Source organism: Chryseobacterium sp. JUb7 (assembly GCF_024806495.1).
Classification (GTDB): Bacteria; Bacteroidota; Bacteroidia; order Flavobacteriales; family Weeksellaceae; genus Chryseobacterium.
Genome location: NZ_JANUFF010000004.1, coordinates 311,581 through 330,874, shown reverse-complemented (window position 1 = coordinate 330,874; position 19,294 = coordinate 311,581). Strand labels below are relative to the sequence as shown.

At 36.5% G+C, this 19,294-nt stretch carries 12 protein-coding genes; 5 read left to right on the top strand and 7 right to left on the bottom strand.

The features are described 5' to 3' along the window. Positions 1 to 58: 58 nt before the first annotated feature. The 4 genes from M2373_RS10455 to tsf all read right to left on the bottom strand — a co-directional run bounded on the left by M2373_RS10455 (position 59) and on the right by tsf (position 10,617). Complete coding sequence (locus M2373_RS10455) at positions 59 to 2,887, bottom strand: gliding motility-associated C-terminal domain-containing protein (protein WP_259110433.1); 2,829 nt, start codon at positions 2,885 to 2,887, stop codon at positions 59 to 61. A gap of 135 nt (positions 2,888 to 3,022) precedes the next feature. Further along, positions 3,023 to 6,112 carry a gliding motility-associated C-terminal domain-containing protein gene (locus M2373_RS10450; protein ID WP_259110431.1) on the bottom strand — a complete coding sequence of 1,030 codons (3,090 nt, stop codon included), beginning with the start codon at positions 6,110 to 6,112 and terminating at the stop codon, positions 3,023 to 3,025. Positions 6,113 to 6,190: 78 nt separating this feature from the next. Then, positions 6,191 to 9,535 carry a gliding motility-associated C-terminal domain-containing protein gene (locus M2373_RS10445; RefSeq protein ID WP_259110429.1) on the bottom strand — a complete coding sequence of 1,115 codons (3,345 nt, stop codon included), beginning with the start codon at positions 9,533 to 9,535 and terminating at the stop codon, positions 6,191 to 6,193. A gap of 254 nt (positions 9,536 to 9,789) precedes the next feature. Beyond that, complete coding sequence (gene tsf / locus M2373_RS10440; protein WP_259110427.1) at positions 9,790 to 10,617, bottom strand: translation elongation factor Ts; 828 nt, start codon at positions 10,615 to 10,617, stop codon at positions 9,790 to 9,792. A gap of 147 nt (positions 10,618 to 10,764) precedes the next feature. On the opposite strand from tsf, the gene M2373_RS10435 reads away from it, so the two are divergent. Then, the gene (locus M2373_RS10435; protein WP_259110425.1) at positions 10,765 to 11,490 is read left to right on the top strand and encodes a DUF6759 domain-containing protein; all 726 of its coding nucleotides are present in this window, start codon (positions 10,765 to 10,767) and stop codon (positions 11,488 to 11,490) included. A gap of 59 nt (positions 11,491 to 11,549) precedes the next feature. On the opposite strand, the gene M2373_RS10430 is transcribed toward M2373_RS10435, so the two are convergent. Both M2373_RS10430 and gltX read right to left on the bottom strand, forming a co-directional pair. Beyond that, positions 11,550 to 12,506 (bottom strand): acetyl-CoA carboxylase carboxyltransferase subunit alpha, encoded by a 957-nt coding sequence (locus M2373_RS10430; protein ID WP_259110423.1) that lies wholly within the window; start codon positions 12,504 to 12,506, stop codon positions 11,550 to 11,552. Positions 12,507 to 12,554: 48 nt separating this feature from the next. Next, positions 12,555 to 14,060 carry a glutamate--tRNA ligase gene (gene gltX, locus M2373_RS10425; RefSeq protein ID WP_259110422.1) on the bottom strand — a complete coding sequence of 502 codons (1,506 nt, stop codon included), beginning with the start codon at positions 14,058 to 14,060 and terminating at the stop codon, positions 12,555 to 12,557. A 121-nt stretch (positions 14,061 to 14,181) separates the two neighbouring features. On the opposite strand from gltX, the gene M2373_RS10420 reads away from it, so the two are divergent. Genes M2373_RS10420 through M2373_RS10405 form a run of 4 tightly spaced genes read left to right on the top strand, consistent with a single transcriptional unit; the run spans position 14,182 to position 18,073 of the window. Further along, positions 14,182 to 14,526, top strand: a complete 345-nt coding sequence (locus M2373_RS10420) for a phosphomannose isomerase type II C-terminal cupin domain (RefSeq protein ID WP_259110420.1) — start codon at positions 14,182 to 14,184, stop codon at positions 14,524 to 14,526. Positions 14,527 to 14,549: 23 nt separating this feature from the next. Next, positions 14,550 to 15,797 carry a hypothetical protein gene (locus M2373_RS10415; protein ID WP_259110419.1) on the top strand — a complete coding sequence of 416 codons (1,248 nt, stop codon included), beginning with the start codon at positions 14,550 to 14,552 and terminating at the stop codon, positions 15,795 to 15,797. Positions 15,798 to 15,802: 5 nt separating this feature from the next. Further along, on the top strand, positions 15,803 to 16,831 hold the full coding sequence (locus tag M2373_RS10410) for a glycosyltransferase (protein ID WP_259110417.1): 1,029 nt from the start codon (positions 15,803 to 15,805) through the stop codon (positions 16,829 to 16,831). Positions 16,832 to 16,834: 3 nt separating this feature from the next. Then, positions 16,835 to 18,073 carry a glycosyltransferase gene (locus M2373_RS10405; RefSeq protein WP_259110415.1) on the top strand — a complete coding sequence of 413 codons (1,239 nt, stop codon included), beginning with the start codon at positions 16,835 to 16,837 and terminating at the stop codon, positions 18,071 to 18,073. 6 nt (positions 18,074 to 18,079) lie between these two features. Here the strand turns inward: M2373_RS10405 and M2373_RS10400 are convergent, their stop codons facing one another. Further along, a complete protein-coding gene (locus M2373_RS10400; RefSeq protein WP_259110411.1) occupies positions 18,080 to 19,291 on the bottom strand; it encodes a glycosyltransferase in 1,212 nt (403 codons plus the stop codon). Positions 19,292 to 19,294 lie beyond the last annotated feature (3 nt).

Here is a 19,294-nt window from a genome sequence, read left to right as displayed (position 1 = left end):
AATAATAAAAAAGCCACGATTGTAAAATCGTGGCTTTAAAGAATTTATTTTTTAGAGATTATTCTCTGTTTTTTACTAAGATCCATCCTGTGTATCTTATCGGGGTACTCTTTTTATTAGGCTCATTCCAACTGATATCGTACCAGTAGCTTCCGGTAGATACTTTTTTGCTGCCGTTTGTCGTACCGTCCCATTTGTAACCGTTGGTTTTATCGGCCTGATAGATTTTGGCACCATATCGGTCAAAAATGCTAACGACAAGGTTCGGTTTGTGAGCTAATGCAGAATAATCAATATGATCATTTACGCCGTCATTATTCGGTGTAATCACATTGATCAGGTTCGGGATTGTAATTTCAACATCTATCGGCTCACAATCATAAGCATCTTTTACATATATCATTCCGTTTCCTCTCGGTACATCATTAAATATATTAGAATCCTGCCAGTTGATATTGTCCATTGAATATTTGTAAGGAGCTGTTCCGCCAACTGCATATACTGTTACTGTATTGTTTGTAATATCAACACTTGAGATTACAGGTTGTTCAGAAGCATATACTTTTACAGTTTGCAGTGTGATACAGTCTCCGGTTTTCAATTTTACCCAATACGTTCCAACACCTGCATTATTGATCGCCTGGGTTGTTGCTCCTGTGCTCCATTCGTAAGATGCAAATCCGGGACCTGCATCTAATGTAGTCTTGTCTTCGATACAAATGATTTTATCTTCTAAAACATTTGAATAAACCGGAGGAAGTACTACAAGAGTCACTTTTGCCACTCTGTAACATCCGTTTGCGTTAATAACTTTTACGTAAGCTACTCCGTTTGGAGCGATATAGGCTGTAGGTGTTGTAATTTGGTTTGTTCCGTTTACGGCATCTGTAGGAGAAGGGTAATATTCTTTCGTTATACCTGGTGTTACTGTTACTCCCGCAGCCGTAAGATTGAATAATGCTGTCGCCGGATTTGTTTCAATAAAACAAGATCTTAAAGTTGCATCATTCACAACAGGGCTTTCGGATACCGTCAGGCTTAATGTTACCTGCTCACAATCTACAAATTCGGGTGCATTTCCACAAAACTTATAAACCATACTGTCCGGACCTACATATCCAACAGTTGGAATATAGGTAATAACTCCCGTTACAGGATCCACGTTTGCGGTTCCGTTAGCAGGTGGGGTAATGATGGTTACTGTTCCCGGAACATAGGTCTGGGTAGAATTTGTAAAGGTGGGTACAATCGACTGATATCCTTCACATACAGTAAGGTTTTGTGTTGTCTCATTAAGACATGTGAATACTTTATAAACCGGTGTTGTAGCCGGAGGGCAAGATCCTACTGTAATTCTTACCGTATAATTTCCTGCTACTGTTGGAGTGAAAGAATTGGTAGTTGCTCCTGGAATTGCAATTCCGTTATTATACCATTGATAGGTATCGTAGCTGTCATCTACTTCCAAAACGATTCCCGGAATACAGTCTCCGGTTTGCTTTGCAATAAGAGGGATTGACGAGAATCCTGCAAAATAACCTCCATATCCTGCCGAGCTATATCCTCCGTTTACACCTGCAGTAACAGCTTTTGTTGATGTAATGGTTACGTTTCCGGTGATTCCCGTAATCGCATAGGTTTCCCATTGAGAATTCCCTGTTAAAGGGAAAGGTCCCTGAGCAGCAGTAGGAGCTATTCCGTTTACCGTTACTGCGGCACCTACTTCTGTTAAGATATTAAGTTTCAGCGTCAGAGTACCTGTGTAAGTAGGCATCTGCTGGATATTACCGATTTCATCAATTTTTCTTGGTAAGAAACAGTTCAAAGGTGGGATATAATTATAACCTCCGGTATTTGTAGAGGTAGATCCGATTAATTGATATAAGTAAACGTTTTTAGTTGTACGTACGTAAACATTGTAATGCCCACCACCTTGGTTGATATAGGCGCTATTCAGAATTCTGTAATAATCTCCTTCACTAAGCGTTGCCACTGGAGTGGTCGCATCGTTAAGGAAAATCTGAGTGTTGTTTTCCGTAGCGACAATAATACCTCCTTCCATATCGTAATGATTGGTTAATGGAGATAAACTACGAACCATAGCAAATTCATTTCCAAGACGGTCTAATGGAACAGACTGGTCTAAAATAAGATCGGATCCTGATGTTGTGTTTCCTGTAGCATACATCCCGTTTGAGTTTCCATTGGTCACAGAAATGGGTTTTGTGGCCACAATTTTGGCTCCGATGAATCCTGCCTGATTGGCTACTGTATTGCCAATTCCTGCAAGAATGTAAGATTGTCCTTTATTTAAAGTAAAGGTAATCGAAAGTGGAGGAGTCGTATTATTAATGAATTGGATGTTTGGATCATAACCTGAAACTGTTACCGAAGTATTATCTTCAGTAGCCATGATACCTGTTGTAAAATTCATTGAACTACCACCGGATAAGCTGGTGGTGATCGGAGTGGCAGCAGCGTAAAATGCTGTACCGATGCCTGCTTTTCCTTTAGAAGTTACGATCTCTCCGTGTACACTGTTGTAAATTCTTAAAGAAGCAAAATAAGGCTTTTCGCCTTTAGTGTAAACTCCCATGTTATTGGGGGTGGCTGCACTCGAAGAAGCTGCTGTTCTTATAAAGTTGGCGGGTAATGTAAATACCTGTGGGGCTCCTTTACTAATGTTAACAGTGCCAATGACGACATTGTTGCTGTAAATTTTGACCTCAAAAGGTGTTAAAGAATCAGTCGAGAAATAAAGACCATGTGCATAGGTTGTCCCCGAAGTATCAAAATAGGGGGCAAACCAATGATCAGTATCTCTCTGGGCATAAAGTGTATTAATGGTTAATAGCATTAATACAAAACCTAGTAGAAATTTTCTCATAAGCGTGGAATTAGGATTTTGCAAAAATAAAGGAATAATCCATATGTATTGAAAATATTTTAAAAAATAAAAGAGTGAACCCATAAAAAAACCACGATTTTGCAATCGTGGTTAAATATTTTTATAATTAAAATTTTAATTAATGTTTTTTACTAGGATCCAGCCTGTGTATTTAATTGCTGTTTTTTCCTTGTTTGGTTCGTTCCAGTTGATATGGAACCAATAGGTACCGGTTACCAGTTTTTTATCAAAATGTTTACCGTCCCATCTGTAGTTATTGAACTTATCACCTGTGAATACTTTATTTCCATATCTGTCGTATACTGTGAAAGTAAGGTTTTCTTTGTATGATAATTCGCTGTAATCGATATAATCATTTTTGTTATCTCCGTTTGGAGTAATCGCATTGATTAAATTCGGAACTGTAATTTCCACAGAAACCGGAGGGTTACAATCGTAAGCGTCTTTTACATAGAATGTATGCTGACCTCTTGAAAGACCTGTAAAGACATTAGAATCTTGCCAGTTTGCTGTTCCGTCTACCGCATATTTATAAGGTGATTTTCCTGAAGCCATGATTACAGTTGCGGTATTGTTAGAAATTTCAATTTCTTTGATTACCGGTTCTGGTGCTTTTCTGACAGTTACCAGTTGTTTTACTTTACATCCGTTATCTTCAAGGATTACCCAGTATTCACCTACCATTGCTGAAATGGTCTGAGTGGTTTCTCCGGTATTCCATAAATAAGACTGATATCCAGGTCCTGCATCTAATGTTGTTCTTGCATCGATACAGATAATTTTATCCGTTAATACTGTCGATCTTTTTGGAGGAATTACAGTCAATGTAATTTTAGCAATCGTATAACATCCTTTATCATTATATACTCTAACGTATACCGTGTTGCTTGATGAAATGAAATCTGTAGCAACTAAAATTTCATTCGTTCCGTTACTTGCATCTGTGAAAGTAGGATAGAATCTTTTCGTTACAGGAGTTTCGCTGGTTACGTTAGCTTGTGTTAAATCAAATTTAGCTTTAGTTTCATTATTTTCAATATAACACTCACTTAATGTTGCTTCCTGTACTACAGGTGCAGGTAAAAATGCCAATGTGATTTTTGCTACCCCAGTACAGCCCTCAGTTGTTGTTACTCTTACGTATACATCTCCTGCTGCAGAGTTGTAGTTGGTAGGATTCATGATTTGGTTGGTATCTGCATTCAGATCTGCCAAAGTAGGGTAGAATTTCTTAACTACCGGATCAAGAAGTGTAACTGCCGCAGTAGTTAAATCAAAGAATCCTTTTCCGTTATACTGACATGCTTTAATCGTAACATCTGTAAGTACAAAAGGTACAACTGTTAAGGTTAAAGTTACTTTTTCACAGTCGATAAACTCTGTACCATTACCACAGAACTGATATACAATAACATCTGTACCTGTATATCCAGGTGTCGGAACATAAGTAAATACTCCTGTTGTTGGGTTGATTGCTCCGATTGTTCCGTGAGCTGGAGGCGTAATAATGGTTAAAGTAGTTCCTACCGGTGTTTGAGTTGAACTCGTAAACGTAGGAGTGATTACTTTTGATGCGCATGCGTTAATAGCCGCATTTGTTTCTTTTAAACAAGAATATACTTTATAAATAGGAGTCGTTACCGGTGGGCATGTTCCCATTGTTACTTTTACAGTATAGTTTCCTGCTAATGTTGGTGCAAAAGTACTGGTCGTTGCTCCGGCAATAGCTACACCGTTTAAGAACCATTGGTAAGTTTCATATCCGTCATCCAATTCTAAAATAATACCGGGAGCACATTCCCCTGTTTTTTTAGAAATTACAGGTATTGAAGAGAATCCTGCAAAATATCCACCGTACCCTGCAGAGCTAAATCCTCCGTTGATACCGGCAGTTACTGCTTTTGTAGATGTAATCGTAACGTTCCCTGTAATACTTTCAATAGCATAAGTTACCCAATTGGTATTACCTGTTAGAGGATACGGTCCCTGAGCTGGAGTCGTTGGCATACCGCTTACTAAAACTGTCGCTCCTGCTTCTGTTAATATATTTAATTTTACAATTAAATCAGAAGGAGTTGGGTTAGGAGTAAGTGGCATTTGGTTAATATTACCAATCTCATCAATCTTTCTTGGTAAGAAACAGTTCAATGGTGGTATATAATTGTATCCGCAGGTTGCATTACTTGCTCCTACTGCTACTAATTGATATAAATATACATTCTTAGATGTTGAAATAAACATATTAGCATGAGTACCTGCACCAGGTTGCGTAATATAATTACTTTCATTAATTCTGTACCACTGTCCTGCATTGATCGTAGCAGCAGGAATACCAGAGCCATTTAAGAATATGTCTGTATTATCCTGTGTTGCAATTACGATCGCACCTTCCATATTCTGAGCGGGATCGGTAGATCTTGATTTTACAATTGCAAACGTATTTCCAAGACGTTCAACAGGTACGGACTGATCTAAAACGGGGTCAGAACCACCGACACCTACCATACCGAAATTTCCGTTACAGCTACCGTTAGTAAGGGTTATAGGCTTATCTGAAACTATTTTGGCTCCGATAAATCCGGTTAAATTAGCACTGTTGGATCCGGTACCTGCAAAAATAAAAGATTCCCCTTTATTTAATGTGAAAGTATACGTATTCCCTGGCGTAGCAACGCCTCCGAAAAATGTAACCCCCGCATTAGACCATGATGCAGTAACCGTCGTGTTATTTTCTGTTGCCATAACACCAGCTGTGAAATTATGAATGGAACTGGCAGAAGTGTTAGGAGCAGAAGCTACATAAAACTCTTTTCCTATACCCGCCTTACCTTTACTCGTAATAATTTCACCATGTACACTGGTTGCTAATCTTAAACTACAGTAAAAAGGTTTGTCAGCTTTCAGATACAGACCTTTTGTAATTGTTTTAAAACCTTCTGTGGTTGAGCTGGCTAATATCTGAGTGTTGGGAACATCATAAATTGCCGGAGCTCCTTTGCTGATAGTAGCAGTACCAACAGGAAGGTTATTATTGTAGACTGTTACAACAAAAGGTGTTAATGAATCTGTCGATAAATAAATTTTGTTAGTATATCCGCCAGCAGAATCATAATACGGTGCAATCCAATGCTCTGTATCCCTCTGTGCAAACAGAGTATTAATTGACAGAAAAACTAATACTAAGCTAAGTAGAAATCTTTTCATATGTTGGGAATTAGGATTTCTACAAAATTAAAATAATATTTGAAATATTGTTAATAAATTGTAAAGAAAGTTAAAAAATTATTCTCTATTTTTAATTAATAGCCATCCTGAATATGAAACTGGTAATTTTGTGTCCGGCTCAACCCATCTCAGTATATACCAATAAGTTCCGGTTGCAAGAGGTCTTCCTGCAGACTTTCCGTCCCATCGGTAAGTATTGTCTGAAGATTTGTAAACCGGAGCTCCGTATCGGTCAACAACTTCTATGGAAACATTCTGTTTTATTCTTAAATCCGAATAGTTTAAAGCATCATTTTTTCCATCTCCATTCGGGGTAATGGCATTGATAAGATTAAGGACTAAAAATTCTTTAGTGACAGGCTGACATCCATCAGATCCAAGTACAAAAACAGTATGAATTCCTCTGGATAAATCTGTGAACACATTAGAGGTCTGGAAGTCAATCCCGTTTAACGAATATTGATAAGGTGGCGTACCTCCGGATACAGAAACAGTTGCATTTTTTCCTGTTACTTCTATTTTAGTGATAGTTGGAGCCTGAGCAGTGGTAACCTGTACGGTCTGACGGTAAATACATCCGTTAAATCCTAAATCAACAAAATAAGTTCCCGCTCCTGCAGTGATGCTGTGTGTTGTTGCTCCGGTACTCCATAAATAAGATGTAAATCCTGTACCGGCATCTAAAATAACATGCTCATTTGAACAAATTACCTGATCACGCAGTGTTGTAGATCTTTTAGGTGTTTTTAATGATATCGTTAAAATCCCTGTACTAGGACATTCTGTATTGCTTGAAAATCTTATATAAAATGTTCCTGTAGAAGTTATCAGCTGTGAATTTGAGATCGGATTTGTTCCGGCCTGTGCATTAGCTAATGTATTGTAGAAAGAAAGAATAACGTTAGGGTTGGTTGTAAATACATTTTTATAATCATTAAGATTTGCATTTTCAGAACCATTAAGGTCATTATCACAAATATCAATATTTACGGTATTGGAAAGTAAGGTTACCTTGTTGCCAATTGCAAAATTAATCTGTCCGAAAACTGAAGGACAGGTTCCTGTAATAGCATCTACTCTTACAAAAACAGTAGTATTTGAGGTATAAGTCCAGTTGGCAGGTAATGTATTCGTATTTCCTGCGTTGGCATCCGTTTGACTTAAATAATATCTTACATTATAATTGGCTGGATTTATTACAATCTGAGGGGTAATTGTTGAGAAATTAACATTGATAATTCCATCAAAATTTTCATCACAAACAGTAGCATTGAAATTACTGGTATTGATGTTAGGTGAAGGTGTTGCAGTCAAAACAATCTGTGCCGGTTTTGAACAGCCATATTGTGAAGTCACGTTAGCATAAATTGTTCCCGCTGGACCGCTATAGGTTGCTGGAGCTGCAATTTGACCTGTTAAATTAGCATTTGTGAAATATTGTACGGTTGTACCTGCATCCGGTGATAAACTTACCGAAGTCAGATCATAAGTTCCGTTTCCATTGGTAGCGGCGCATGATGTCAATGCTGCATTATTGGTTTGCAGAACATTGGTATTGATAATGATTTTAAAATATTCAAAATCGAAAGGGTTACCATTTCCCTGAATATAATAAATAAAAGTATCGGTTGTATTCGCAGTAGTTCCTGCATTAGGAGTGTAGGTGATCTGTCCGTTAACAGGGTTTACTGTTGCAGTTCCTGAAGTAGGAGCTGAGATAATACTCGTAAGCGACGGAACAATAGTTTGTGATGAACTCGTGAAAACCGGAGAAATCACTTTCGTATTACAAGACCCTATTGTATAAGTGGTTGTAGAAATCGGAGGACATAAAGTGTAATTGTATTCTGCTGTAAGTCTTGTTTCACAATTATTTTTAGTGATAGAGCAGGTATAGCTTCCTGCGCCGTATAATTCAGGATTTATTGTGTTCGAAGTAGCTCCTGTTATAGCGACTCCGTTGAAATACCATTGGTAAGCATCATATCCGGCATCAACCTGAAGCAAAATTCCGGTATAGCAGTCTCCGGTTTTTGTAATGGCTGGAACTGAGGAGAATCCTGCAAAATAACCTCCATAACCTACAGCCCCGCTTCCTGCAGCGATTCCTGCGGTTAAAGATTTGGTAGAGTTTACAGTAATACTTCCGGTAACATTTTGAATAGAATAACTTACCCAGTTTGGATTTCCTGTTACAGGATAAGGTCCGTTGGTTGTAGCGATCGGGTTTCCGTTTAAAGTGACAACGGCTCCGCTTTGAGTGATGATGTTCAGTCTGGTAGCAAATGTCTGCCCTCCAATTCTGTTGATAAAACCTATTTCATCGATTTTATTAGGCATGAAACAGCTTAAAGGTGGTATAAAATTCATTCCGCCTGAAGCATATTCATTTCCATTGGTTGCGCCCGATAATAATTGATATACATAAATATTTTTAGAAGAAGAAATATTCATATTGTAATGACCATTTCCCTGATTCAGATATCTGTTAGAAGGTACTAAATAATATTGACCTGCATTAAGGTTCGTTGTAGCTCCGGTTCCGTTAAATGTAACCTGAGTATTGTTTTCTGTGGCAATAATAAGCGCCGTCTCCATTTGGGAAGTTACGGTTCCGTTACCTTTTACAACCACGAAATCTTTTCCTAATCTGTCCACAGGTACAGCCTGATCCATTAAAACGTCATTGTTGGTAAGATTTACACTCGTATAGGCTCCGTTGAAATTTCCGTTGGTAACAGTTACAGGTTTTGTGGCTACGATCTTAGCACCTACCAGACCTGTCCTGTTGATATTTGACCATGAGCTTACCACATCTAGCAGGTAAGACTTTCCTTTGTTTAAAGTAAATGTTCTCGTAGGAGCAGAAACCCCATCCGAAAAAGTAATATTAGGATTATATCCTGAAATAACTACTGTGGTATTGTCTTCAGTAGCAGTAACGCCTATAGTGGAACTTAGGTGATTTTCAGATCCGGAAATAGGAGCAACTCCGGCAAAAAATGTTGTCCCTAATCCTGCTTTACCTTTAGAAGTAAGGATCTCAGCATGGTTGGGGAGGGAGAATCTATAATTGGCAAAGAATTTTTTAGATCCTTTCACATTCAGGCCCATATTGTTTTGAGTAAACAGCTGAGATTGAGTGGCAGTAACCATAAACTGATTCGGGATGATGACCTGTACGGGACTTCCTTTGCTTACATTGACCGTAGTATAAAGGGTATTGTTGTTGAAAATTTGCACAGGAAACGGAGTTGTTTCATCAGTTGAAAGGTATAAATAACCTTCGAATCCATTAATCCCTGCTTTTGCAGACATAGGAGCAAACCAGTGTTCTGTATCCAGCTGAGCTTTAAAAAACAGACCAATAAATAAACAAACAGTTAGTAGAATTTTTTTCATGAATTTTAATAAGGGGGCGCAAATGTAATCATTAATAATCAAATTATTACCTAAAAAAATTCATTGAAATCATTTTTAGAGTTATTTTGTTAAAAAATTAAAATTCATTTCATACACTGTTAATATTGTCGGGGAGATATTCTGTAATGGGGAGAAAAAAATTGATAATGCGAATACAATTTAATTTAAGTTACAGACAAAAAAAATCCCGGTGAAAAATTCACCGGGATCAATATTTTTAATCTGAAAGATAATTAAGCTAAGCTTACTCTTACAAATCCTGTTACTTTAAGATCAGCGTTTACAGATTTTACATAGTCAGCTACAGAAATAGAGCTGTCTTTGATGAAATCCTGGTGTACCAAAGTATTGTCTTTGTAGAATCTCTGCATTTTACCTTTCAAGATATTGTCGATAATGTTTGCAGGCTTACCTTCTTCAGTAAGTTTGTGTCTTTCGATTTCTAATTCTTTATCGATAGTTTCCTGAGAAACTCTAGTTTCGTCAAGAGCGATCGGGTTCATAGCAGCAGCCTGCATAGAAACAGCTTTAGCAGCTTCGTCAGCTCCTTCTACTTTAGCAGAAAGTGCAGTGATAGCAGCGATTTTGTTTCCAGCGTGGATGTAAGCTCCCAAGAAAGGTCCTTCGATTCTTTCGAATGCTCCGATCTCGATTTTCTCACCGATAACACCTGTTTGCTCGATTAATTTATCAGCAACAGTAAGTCCGTGGAAATCTGTAGCTAAAAGCTCTTCTTTAGTTGCCGCAAAAATAGCCATTTCAGCTAATTCATAAGCAAGCTCGATGAACGCTTCGTTTTTAGCAACGAAGTCAGTTTCACAGTTTAAAGAAATAACAACTCCTAAAGTGTTGTCTTCGTTTACTCTTGCAATTACTGCACCTTCACTTGATTCTCTGTCAGCTCTGTTAGCAGCAACTTTTTGTCCTTTTTTTCTAAGGATATCTACCGCTTTTTCGAAATCTCCTTCAGCCTCAACTAAAGCTTTCTTGCAGTCCATCATACCTGCACCTGTTTGGTTTCTTAATTTTGCTACGTCTGCAGCAGCTGGTGTATAAGACATAATATCTATTATTTTTTTATTGTAAGTATTAGTATTAATTTTTAGCTTAATTTTAAAGCAGTGCAAAGATAATGATTTTAATGATAAACTAAAAAATGACTTTTTGCGTTATTTGTATATTTAATAAAAATTTTAAATGTTTAACGAATGAAAAAAATATTTCTCCTTATATTCTTATGTATTTTTACACTGGGCTTTTCTCAAAAGAAGAAAAAAGCTAAAACAAAAGCTGTTGTAGAAAAAGAGACGGTCATCATTTATACGGAAGAAGAAGCAGAAAATTCTAAAGAACTCCGTGTGATCGCCGGATTCCTGAAACAAAATCCCGGACACGCTAAGACTGAATATTTTAAGAAAAAGCTAATGCAGGTTATGTTAGCTGATGCTTCTCCTGATGTAAAGCTTGCCGGTAAATCGGTCAGTACAAGTAAATCGGAAGGTATTGTAAAAGGAAATAACTTGAAAGATAATAGTAAAACCTTAGCTTCAAATGATGCTGTTGCTGCTTTAAAAGCTGAACGTACAGTAAAGTTTGCTTCTGTTTCAAGTCCTTCTAAAACTGCGGGAGTAAATAAAAAAGCTGAGCCTTCGGATGAATCTAAAAGAACGGCTGCTATGCTGACGCATCTTTTTAATAATGATGTCAATAAAAATGAAGCCTATATCAATATCCGGAATAAATCCAAATGCCCGTTAAATGTAAAAATAAGCGGCAGAAAATCTTATACCCTGAATATTCCGGCTAAAAGTCAGAATTTTATTTTAATAGATAAAGGAGAATATACTTTAAGCACAATGGTATGCGACGCTGCCTATTCTTCACTGAAAAAGATCGATAAAGATATTGAGATTGCACTGAACGTAGCAGAGTAGGAGACAATTACTGAAAATAAAAAGCGGCTAAGAATTTTTCTTAACCGCTTTTTTATTTTTTATCCCTTAAATTGACCCATTGCAATGAATTTGTCTTGTCTTTGGGTTTCAAGTTCTTTTCCTGTAAATTTAGAGAAAGCCTTAATATTCTGTAATATTGAAGCTTTTAAATTTAAGTAGGTTGTTTCCGGATCATAATGTGCTCCTCCAAGGGGTTCTTCGATAATTCCATCGATGAATTTCTCTCTTAAAGCATCTTTTGGAGTAAGGTTCAGAGCATTGGCCGCATCTTCTTTGTGATCCCAGTTTCTCCAAAGGATAGAAGAACAGCTTTCCGGTGCAATTACAGTATACCAGGTATTTTCTAACATGTATACTTTGTTACCGACACCGATTCCTAATGCACCACCACTTGCTCCTTCACCAATAATATAAGTGAAGATGGGAGTTTTAAGCATCGTCATTTCGAAAATGTTTCTTGCAATAGCCTCACCTTGACCTCTTTCTTCAGCTTCCAGTCCGGGATAAGCTCCCGGTGTGTCAACCAAAGTGATCACAGGGATTCTGAATTTTTCAGCAAGCTTCATCAGTCTTAGAGCTTTTCTGTATCCTTCAGGATTCGGCATTCCGAATCTTCTGTGCTGTCTTTCTTTAGTTGTTCTGCCTTTTTGAGTTCCTATGATCATTACTTTCTGACCATCCAATGTAGCTAAACCACCGATCATTGCAGGGTCGTCTGCGAAATTTCTGTCTCCGTGAAGTTCCAGGAAACTTCCTTTGTCTACCATTCCATTAATATAATCTAATGTATAAGGGCGGTCTGGGTGACGAGATAGTTGTACTCTCTGCCAAGGAGTAAGGTTGCCATAGATCTCTTTTTTCTTTTCGATGATCTTGTCCTCAATCTGGCTGCATGCTAATTTTACATCAACACCACTTTCTTCTCCTACTAAAGAACATGTTTGGTATTGATCCATCAATTCTTGTATAGGAAGTTCGAAACTTAAATATTCCATTTCTTGAAGTAAATTAAATCTTTCAAATTTATGAAAAATTATGAAAACCTATTTAAAATTATTTATAGCATTGTTTATTCTGGAGATACTTTCCTCTTTTCCAATGAGTTCCAGTATGTCCGGAACGTCCGGACCTTTCAATTCTCCTACCAAAGCTAAACGTAATGGCATCATTACTTTCCCCATTCCCAAACCTTTTTCCTCGGCCAGATCATGCATGGTCTGTTTTAAAGTTTCAGCTTTAAAATCTGCAGATTCTAATTTTAATGCAAGCTCGCCTAAAATTGCAGAAGTTTCATCATTCCACGCTTTTTTCGATGCTTTCTCGTCATATGAAGTCGGTGCTTCAAAGAAAAACTTTCCATTTTCATAGATGTCTTTCGGGAAAGTAGCTCTTTCTTTCATCAGATGAATAATCTTCAGTAATTTTTCATCTTCAATCGTTAAATTTAAGTCTGAAGCTTTTAAAATCTGAAGCAATTCTTCATCAGACTTCAATTGAATATACTGATGATTGAACCATTCTGCTTTTTCCTTACTGAATCGGGCTCCGGCTTTGTGAACTTTATAAAGATCAAATTCTTTAACCATTTCCTCCAATGGTAAAATTTCTTTATCATCTGCAGGAGACCATCCTAATAGCGCAACCATATTAATAAACGCTTCAGGAAGATAACCGCTTTCTCTATAGCCTTTGGAAATATTTCCGGTTGCAGGATCTGTAAAATTTAATGGGAATACCGGAAATCCGAATTTATCACCGTCTCTTTTGCTTAATTTTCCTTTTCCTTCCGGTTTTAAAATTAATGAAAGGTGAGCAAACTGAGGCGCTTCCCAACCCATTGCTTCATATAATAAGGTGTGCAGACCTAAAGATGGCAGCCATTCTTCACCACGAATTACGTGAGAGATTTCCATTTCATGATCATCGATGATATTGGCAAAATGGTAGGTTGGCATTCCGTCATTTTTTACCAAAACTTTATCATCTAAAGTATTGGTATTCACTGCCGAATTTCCACGGATGATATCTTCAAGATTCAATGTTCTGTCAACAGGCATTTTGAATCTTACAACATATGGTGTTTTTTCATCCAGCAATTGCTGAACTTCCTCTTCAGAAAGAGCAAGGCTGTTTCTCAAACGGTTTCTTGTTTTATTATCGTAAGAGAAAACATCTCCTTTTGCTTCGTACTCAGCACGGATGGCATCCAGTTCTTCAGCTGTATCAAAAGCGATATAAGCATAATCTGTTTTTAAGATCTGTGCTGTATATCGGTCATAAATATCTCTTCTTTCAGATTGTCTGTAGGGAGCGAATTTTCCTCCTTTTTTAGGACTCTCATCAGCGATGATTCCACACCATTCCAGGGCTTCTTCAATATAATCTTCTGCTCCTTCTACATATCTCGCAGTGTCTGTATCTTCAATTCTCAATACAAACTCACCGCCTTGATTCTTAGCAAAAAGATAATCATATAATGCTGTTCTTACGCCTCCTAAATGCAAAGGTCCGGTAGGACTTGGAGCAAAACGTACTCTTACTTTCCCCATATCAATTTAAAATTTTGATGCAAATTTACTTAAATTATATGTTTTAAGTATTTTTAATGTACGGGTTATTGCTTTTTTGATTCTAATATTTACATTTGTAAAATTAATTATAACTAAAATTATGTTAGAAATAGGCGAAAGACCTTGGGGGAAATATTATGTATTGGCAGATGAGCCCAATTACAAATTAAAAAGAATCGAAGTAAATCCGGGACAAAAATTGTCTTATCAGTATCACCATAAAAGACAGGAACAATGGACTGTTATTGAAGGTGATGCTACTGTGGTTCTGGACGATAAAGAAATCAGCTTACAATATGGAGAAAGCATTTTCATCCCATTAGGCGCAAAACACAGAATGATGAATCTATCTGATAAGCCTGTTGTTTTCATTGAAGTTCAGACCGGAACTTATTTTGGTGAAGATGACATCGTGAGGATAGAGGATGACTATGACAGGCAATAAAAAATAATACATACACACTAAGGATGCCTCTTTATATCAATAAGCCGAAGTTTTTATTACTTCTGCTTATAACGCTTACGATTTCTTGTTCTCAACAGGAAGACAGCTTATTTGCTGAAAATGTGCCGACTACACCTGATAATAAAACCGAATATGGTGAGACCGTAGATTATCTGACAGATATCGGAACACTTAATATTAATGTGATTGCCAATGGAAATCATCCGGGAAAAAATGATCAGGCTTTTATAAAAAATATAAGTACACCTAATTTTGCCTATTGCCATCCGGATGTTCAGTACTTTCCAAATGGTTTTAACGGCTATAAATATTGGATGGTTTTTACTCCCTATTTTGGGACGGTAGGAAATATTCAAACGTCTAAAAGATATGAAAATCCTACGGTGGTGGTATCTAATGACGGAATCAACTGGAGTGGGCCTAATGGCGTTGCAAGTCCTTTACAAAGAGCTCCTTCTGTAAACGAAAGTTTTTCAGAAAAGAAAGACGAACCTAAGCAGGGGTTCTGGTCAGATGTTGACTGGACTTTTGAAAATGGTAAATTCTCATTGTATTACAGGGGAAGTTTTATAAAAGCAGTGGCTTTGAAAAGCAGAGGTGCAAAAAGCCAGAATAATATCAAAAAACTGGTGAAAAATGCTCAGAGAACAATTGTAAGACAAACTTCTGCAGACGGAATAAACTGGACTCCTCTGGAAGCTGTTTATACAAGCGATGCTCCCTATTCTCCAAAAAATAATCACATTATTTCTCCAAGTATTGTATACAACGGTCTGGGCTATATAAGTTATGAAGTGGAGAACAATATCAGTCCCAATTTTCCGGGGAGTGATCCTTCGTATATTATACGGAGGACATCCAATAACGGACTGGATTTTTCGAAATTTAAAGAAAGTAAAGTCGTTAATTTTATCAATAAACCCTGGACACAGGTGAATGCCGAGTATGCACCATGGCATATTCAGGCAACCTATGTAGACGGATATTACTTTTTGTGTATCGCTGCGGGAGAGGTGAAAAAATATACTGCGGAAAGTCTTTATCTTGCTTTCTCCAAAGATGGGCTTAATTTTAAAGTACTTCCTAAACCTTTGGTTGAAAAAAATACGTACCGATCTTGTATTTTCCCGATGAGTACGACAAGTGAGAATATTAATTTCGGTGCTGTTATTGCCTACAAAACTGGTGTTTTTAAGTATAGAGAATTCCAGCTGAGTAAAGCAAAGCTAGATGGATGTCTTCCTAAATAATATCTATGAATACTGAAAAAAAAAATGTTTCCGTATCTGTTATCATCCCTGTATATAATGCAGGGAAATTTTTAGTAGAAACCATTGAAAGTGTTCTGAATCAGAGTTTTGATAGTTTTGAACTTATTTTGGTCAATGATGGGAGTACTGATAATTCTTCTGTAATCTGCGAGGAATATTTAAAAAAAGATACCAGAATACAGTATTTTGATCAGGCCAATTCGGGAGTTTCTGTAGCTCGAAATCTTGGGCTGTCTCATGCATGTGGTGAATATGTTTTTTTTCTTGATTCTGACGATACGATAGATCAGGAATTTTTAAAAACATCCTATGATGCTGCTAAAGAAAAGGATGGTGATATTATAATTATAGGCGAGGAATTTTGTAAAAGACTGCCCAATGTTCCGGCGCTGCCTACTTGTGCTCAGTTTTTACGTCTGGATTTTTTGAAGAAATATGCGGATATAAAATTTCCTCAGAACATTCAGCCTTGTGAAGACGGATTATTTTCACATCAGCTCATTGCACTCACTAAGAATATAGGTACCAATCCGAAAGGTATTTATCATTACAGACATCACGAAAATCAAAATCATTTAAAAATTAATGAAAATTCAGATAAGGTTCTTCAGCAGATTCCTGTCTGGCTACAAATTTTAGAGGATTTTTATGAAAGATATGATCTCTATAAAGTAAAGGCGCTTCATTTAGCCTTATTTATGGAACATGAACCATTTGAGTTCAGATACTTGGGAATGCCTTTAAATAATCAGCAAAAAACTTTTTTACATACCCTGATTAAAAATTATATGCTGAAAATTTTACCTTATCTTTCAGCTGAGGAAAAAGGATTGCTTAGTAAGCCTTTCCTTTATTTTATCAATACTGATGATACTTCTGATTTTGATAAATTTTATATTGAATATTCCAGACAACAGTTAGCAAAGAAAAAACTATACTTGTTTTTTATAAAATTGATTCCATTAAAAAAATTAAGAAGAGATCTTAGGAAATCGATCAGTGAAAGATTTTAAAAAATGAAGATTTTATTAATACAGCATTCCGGGTTTATCAACGGTTCAGGAGGAACTGAAAAAATATGCAGTTTTTTAGCTAATAATTTTGCTGCATTGCATCATGATGTGGAAATCGCTACCAATGAAAATATTTCCGGAGGTGCAGTTTTTCCTTTGACAAATGAGATTAAACTGACTAATATATTTGATCCTAATGTTGTTCAGGAAAATTTACAAGAGCTTCATAATTATAAAGGAAACAATCCTTTTCAGTGGCTGAGTTCTAAGATTAAAAAAAAGCAGTCAAAGTTTTTTAATAAAAGTCTCCTGAAAAAAATGGGTGGAGCAGATGGTCTGTTCGAATTCAATCTTAAAAAAAGAGCAGAAGCATGGAAAAAGTATATTGATTCCATAAAGCCAGACATTATTATTACAATGTCTATCGGTTCTCTACTCGAGATTACTTACCAGAACGAATATACCATTCCTATCATCAATTCTGTCAATGGAAGACCTGATTATGATTACTCAGATATCCTTTGGTACAGAAGTGAAAAAGAAATGTCTCTTTTGAAAGAATCGTATAAGCATCTTTCTGCAATTCAGATCCTGTTTGACAGCTACAATGATTTTTTACCGGAAACCTTTCATGGGAAATCTGTTACAATTTCAAATCCTGTCCCACAATTTGAAGAAAAGCAGATTGTAGATCATTTACAAATAAAAAAAAGGTATACGATAATTAACATCGCTTCATTAGCAACAGACTGTAAGCAGCAGCATATAGCAATTAATAGTTTTGCAAAAGTTGCGCAAAAATATCCGGATTGGGATATGTATTTCTGGGGTACAGGAACTGATTATGATTTTTTAAGTGATAAAATTAGAACAGCAGACCTGCAGGACCGTATATTTCTGAAAGGTTTTACGAATAACCCTTTAGAGCAGCTGAAAAATGCGGATATATTTATTTTTCCAAGTAAGTATGAAGGCTTTCCTTTAGCGTTAACAGAAGCAATGTCTGTTGGACTGCCGGGTATTGGTTTTAAAACCTGTTCAGGCGTTAACGAGCTTATAAAGGATCAGGAAAATGGATTTTTATCAAAAGATGAGACAGAGATGACCAATAATCTTGAAATGTTAATCCAGGACCATGTACTGAGGCAAAAATTAGGAAAAAAAGCTCACTTGTCAATGAAGCAATATGATAAAGAAAATGTTTCCCAAAAATGGGAAACATTGATCAGTTCTTTTATGTGAAAAGAATTATTTCAGTAATTCGAAAATCTCTTCTTTCTGAGCTTCAATAGAGAAAGGATAAATTGCTTTTTCAGAATTGTTATGCAGTGTATTCCAGGTAGATTCATTTGTGCAGATTTCAACAATGTTATCTGCGAATTTCTGATAGTCTTCGTTTCCTGAAATCAGTGCGGTAACTCCGTTTTCCAAGAACATTCCTTCAGCACCGATTTCGGTAGTTAATACGGGTAGAGTATATTCTAAAGCCTGACCGATTTTACCTTTTACTCCGGCTCCAAATCTTAATGGCGAAACTGAAGCAAAACATTTTTCGTAATAAGGAATAATATTTTCTACAAAACCTGCAATTTCAAACCTGTCGGAGTTCATTTTTTCAATGGTCTCAGGAGCTTCGGAACCAATAATGGTGATTTTCAGATCCGGTAAAACTTTCCACACCAAAGGCATAATATGATGATATAAGATCTCTACGGCATCTACATTCGGATCATGTAAAAAAGTTCCGATGAAGAAAATACCGTCTCGTTTTTCGAATGGTGGCATATCTTCAGGTTTAACCTTTAAATTATGAACATTGCTCACGGTAAACAGTTTTGACTTGTCTACAAAAGCAGTCATAAATTCTTTTTCTTTATCACTGATCACAGCGATTTTATCGGCCTGCTTACAAAGTTCAGTTTCTATGTGCTTATAATGAACCAGCTCTTTGGCTCTGTTTTTATCATATTTTATTTCAAGACCTCTTTCCATTCTTAAATAATGGATGTCCACCATATCATAAACGATCTTAGCCTGAGGAGCTTTTTCTCTGAAAAATCCTAAATAATGCTCAAAAAGTTCAGGTCTGTGACACCATACAAAATCAAGTTTTGGAAGAAGATTATTGATAAACTGTTTTTTACCCTTCATGATACCATACTCGCCTATAAAAGGTGTATAAACAATTACGTTATGGTCATTCAGGTTCTGGATATATTTTTTGGATTCAAGCTTTGGAATAGCTTTTCTCCAGTCCATCAGATATACATTATAGTGCTTTGCCAGAAATTTTGCAATTTCTGTAATCCTGTTAGATGCCGAATCTTTATCAAAGGTCGGAATCTGGCTGTCCACGATCAGTATATTTTTCTTACCAGGATCGGGAGTAATATTTTTTACGGATAAAGGATAATGCCTTTTTAAGTATATATAATTTTTTATTTTTCTTTTAATACCCATGTT

Excerpts from the sequence above, each read along its gene's own strand:
- tsf (WP_259110427.1), bottom strand. The coding sequence starts at position 10,617 with ATGTCTTATACACCAGCTGCTGCAGACGTAGCAAAATTAAGAAACCAA.
- M2373_RS10435 (WP_259110425.1), top strand. The coding sequence starts at position 10,765 with ATGAAAAAAATATTTCTCCTTATATTCTTATGTATTTTTACACTGGGC.
- M2373_RS10420 (WP_259110420.1), top strand. The coding sequence starts at position 14,182 with ATGTTAGAAATAGGCGAAAGACCTTGGGGGAAATATTATGTATTGGCA.
- M2373_RS10405 (WP_259110415.1), top strand. The coding sequence starts at position 16,835 with ATGAAGATTTTATTAATACAGCATTCCGGGTTTATCAACGGTTCAGGA.
- M2373_RS10450 (WP_259110431.1), bottom strand. The coding sequence starts at position 6,112 with ATGAAAAGATTTCTACTTAGCTTAGTATTAGTTTTTCTGTCAATTAAT.
- M2373_RS10455 (WP_259110433.1), bottom strand. The coding sequence starts at position 2,887 with ATGAGAAAATTTCTACTAGGTTTTGTATTAATGCTATTAACCATTAAT.
- M2373_RS10430 (WP_259110423.1), bottom strand. The coding sequence starts at position 12,506 with ATGGAATATTTAAGTTTCGAACTTCCTATACAAGAATTGATGGATCAA.
- M2373_RS10445 (WP_259110429.1), bottom strand. The coding sequence starts at position 9,535 with ATGAAAAAAATTCTACTAACTGTTTGTTTATTTATTGGTCTGTTTTTT.
- M2373_RS10400 (WP_259110411.1), bottom strand. The coding sequence starts at position 19,291 with ATGGGTATTAAAAGAAAAATAAAAAATTATATATACTTAAAAAGGCAT.
- M2373_RS10415 (WP_259110419.1), top strand. The coding sequence starts at position 14,550 with ATGCCTCTTTATATCAATAAGCCGAAGTTTTTATTACTTCTGCTTATA.
- M2373_RS10410 (WP_259110417.1), top strand. The coding sequence starts at position 15,803 with ATGAATACTGAAAAAAAAAATGTTTCCGTATCTGTTATCATCCCTGTA.
- gltX (WP_259110422.1), bottom strand. The coding sequence starts at position 14,060 with ATGGGGAAAGTAAGAGTACGTTTTGCTCCAAGTCCTACCGGACCTTTG.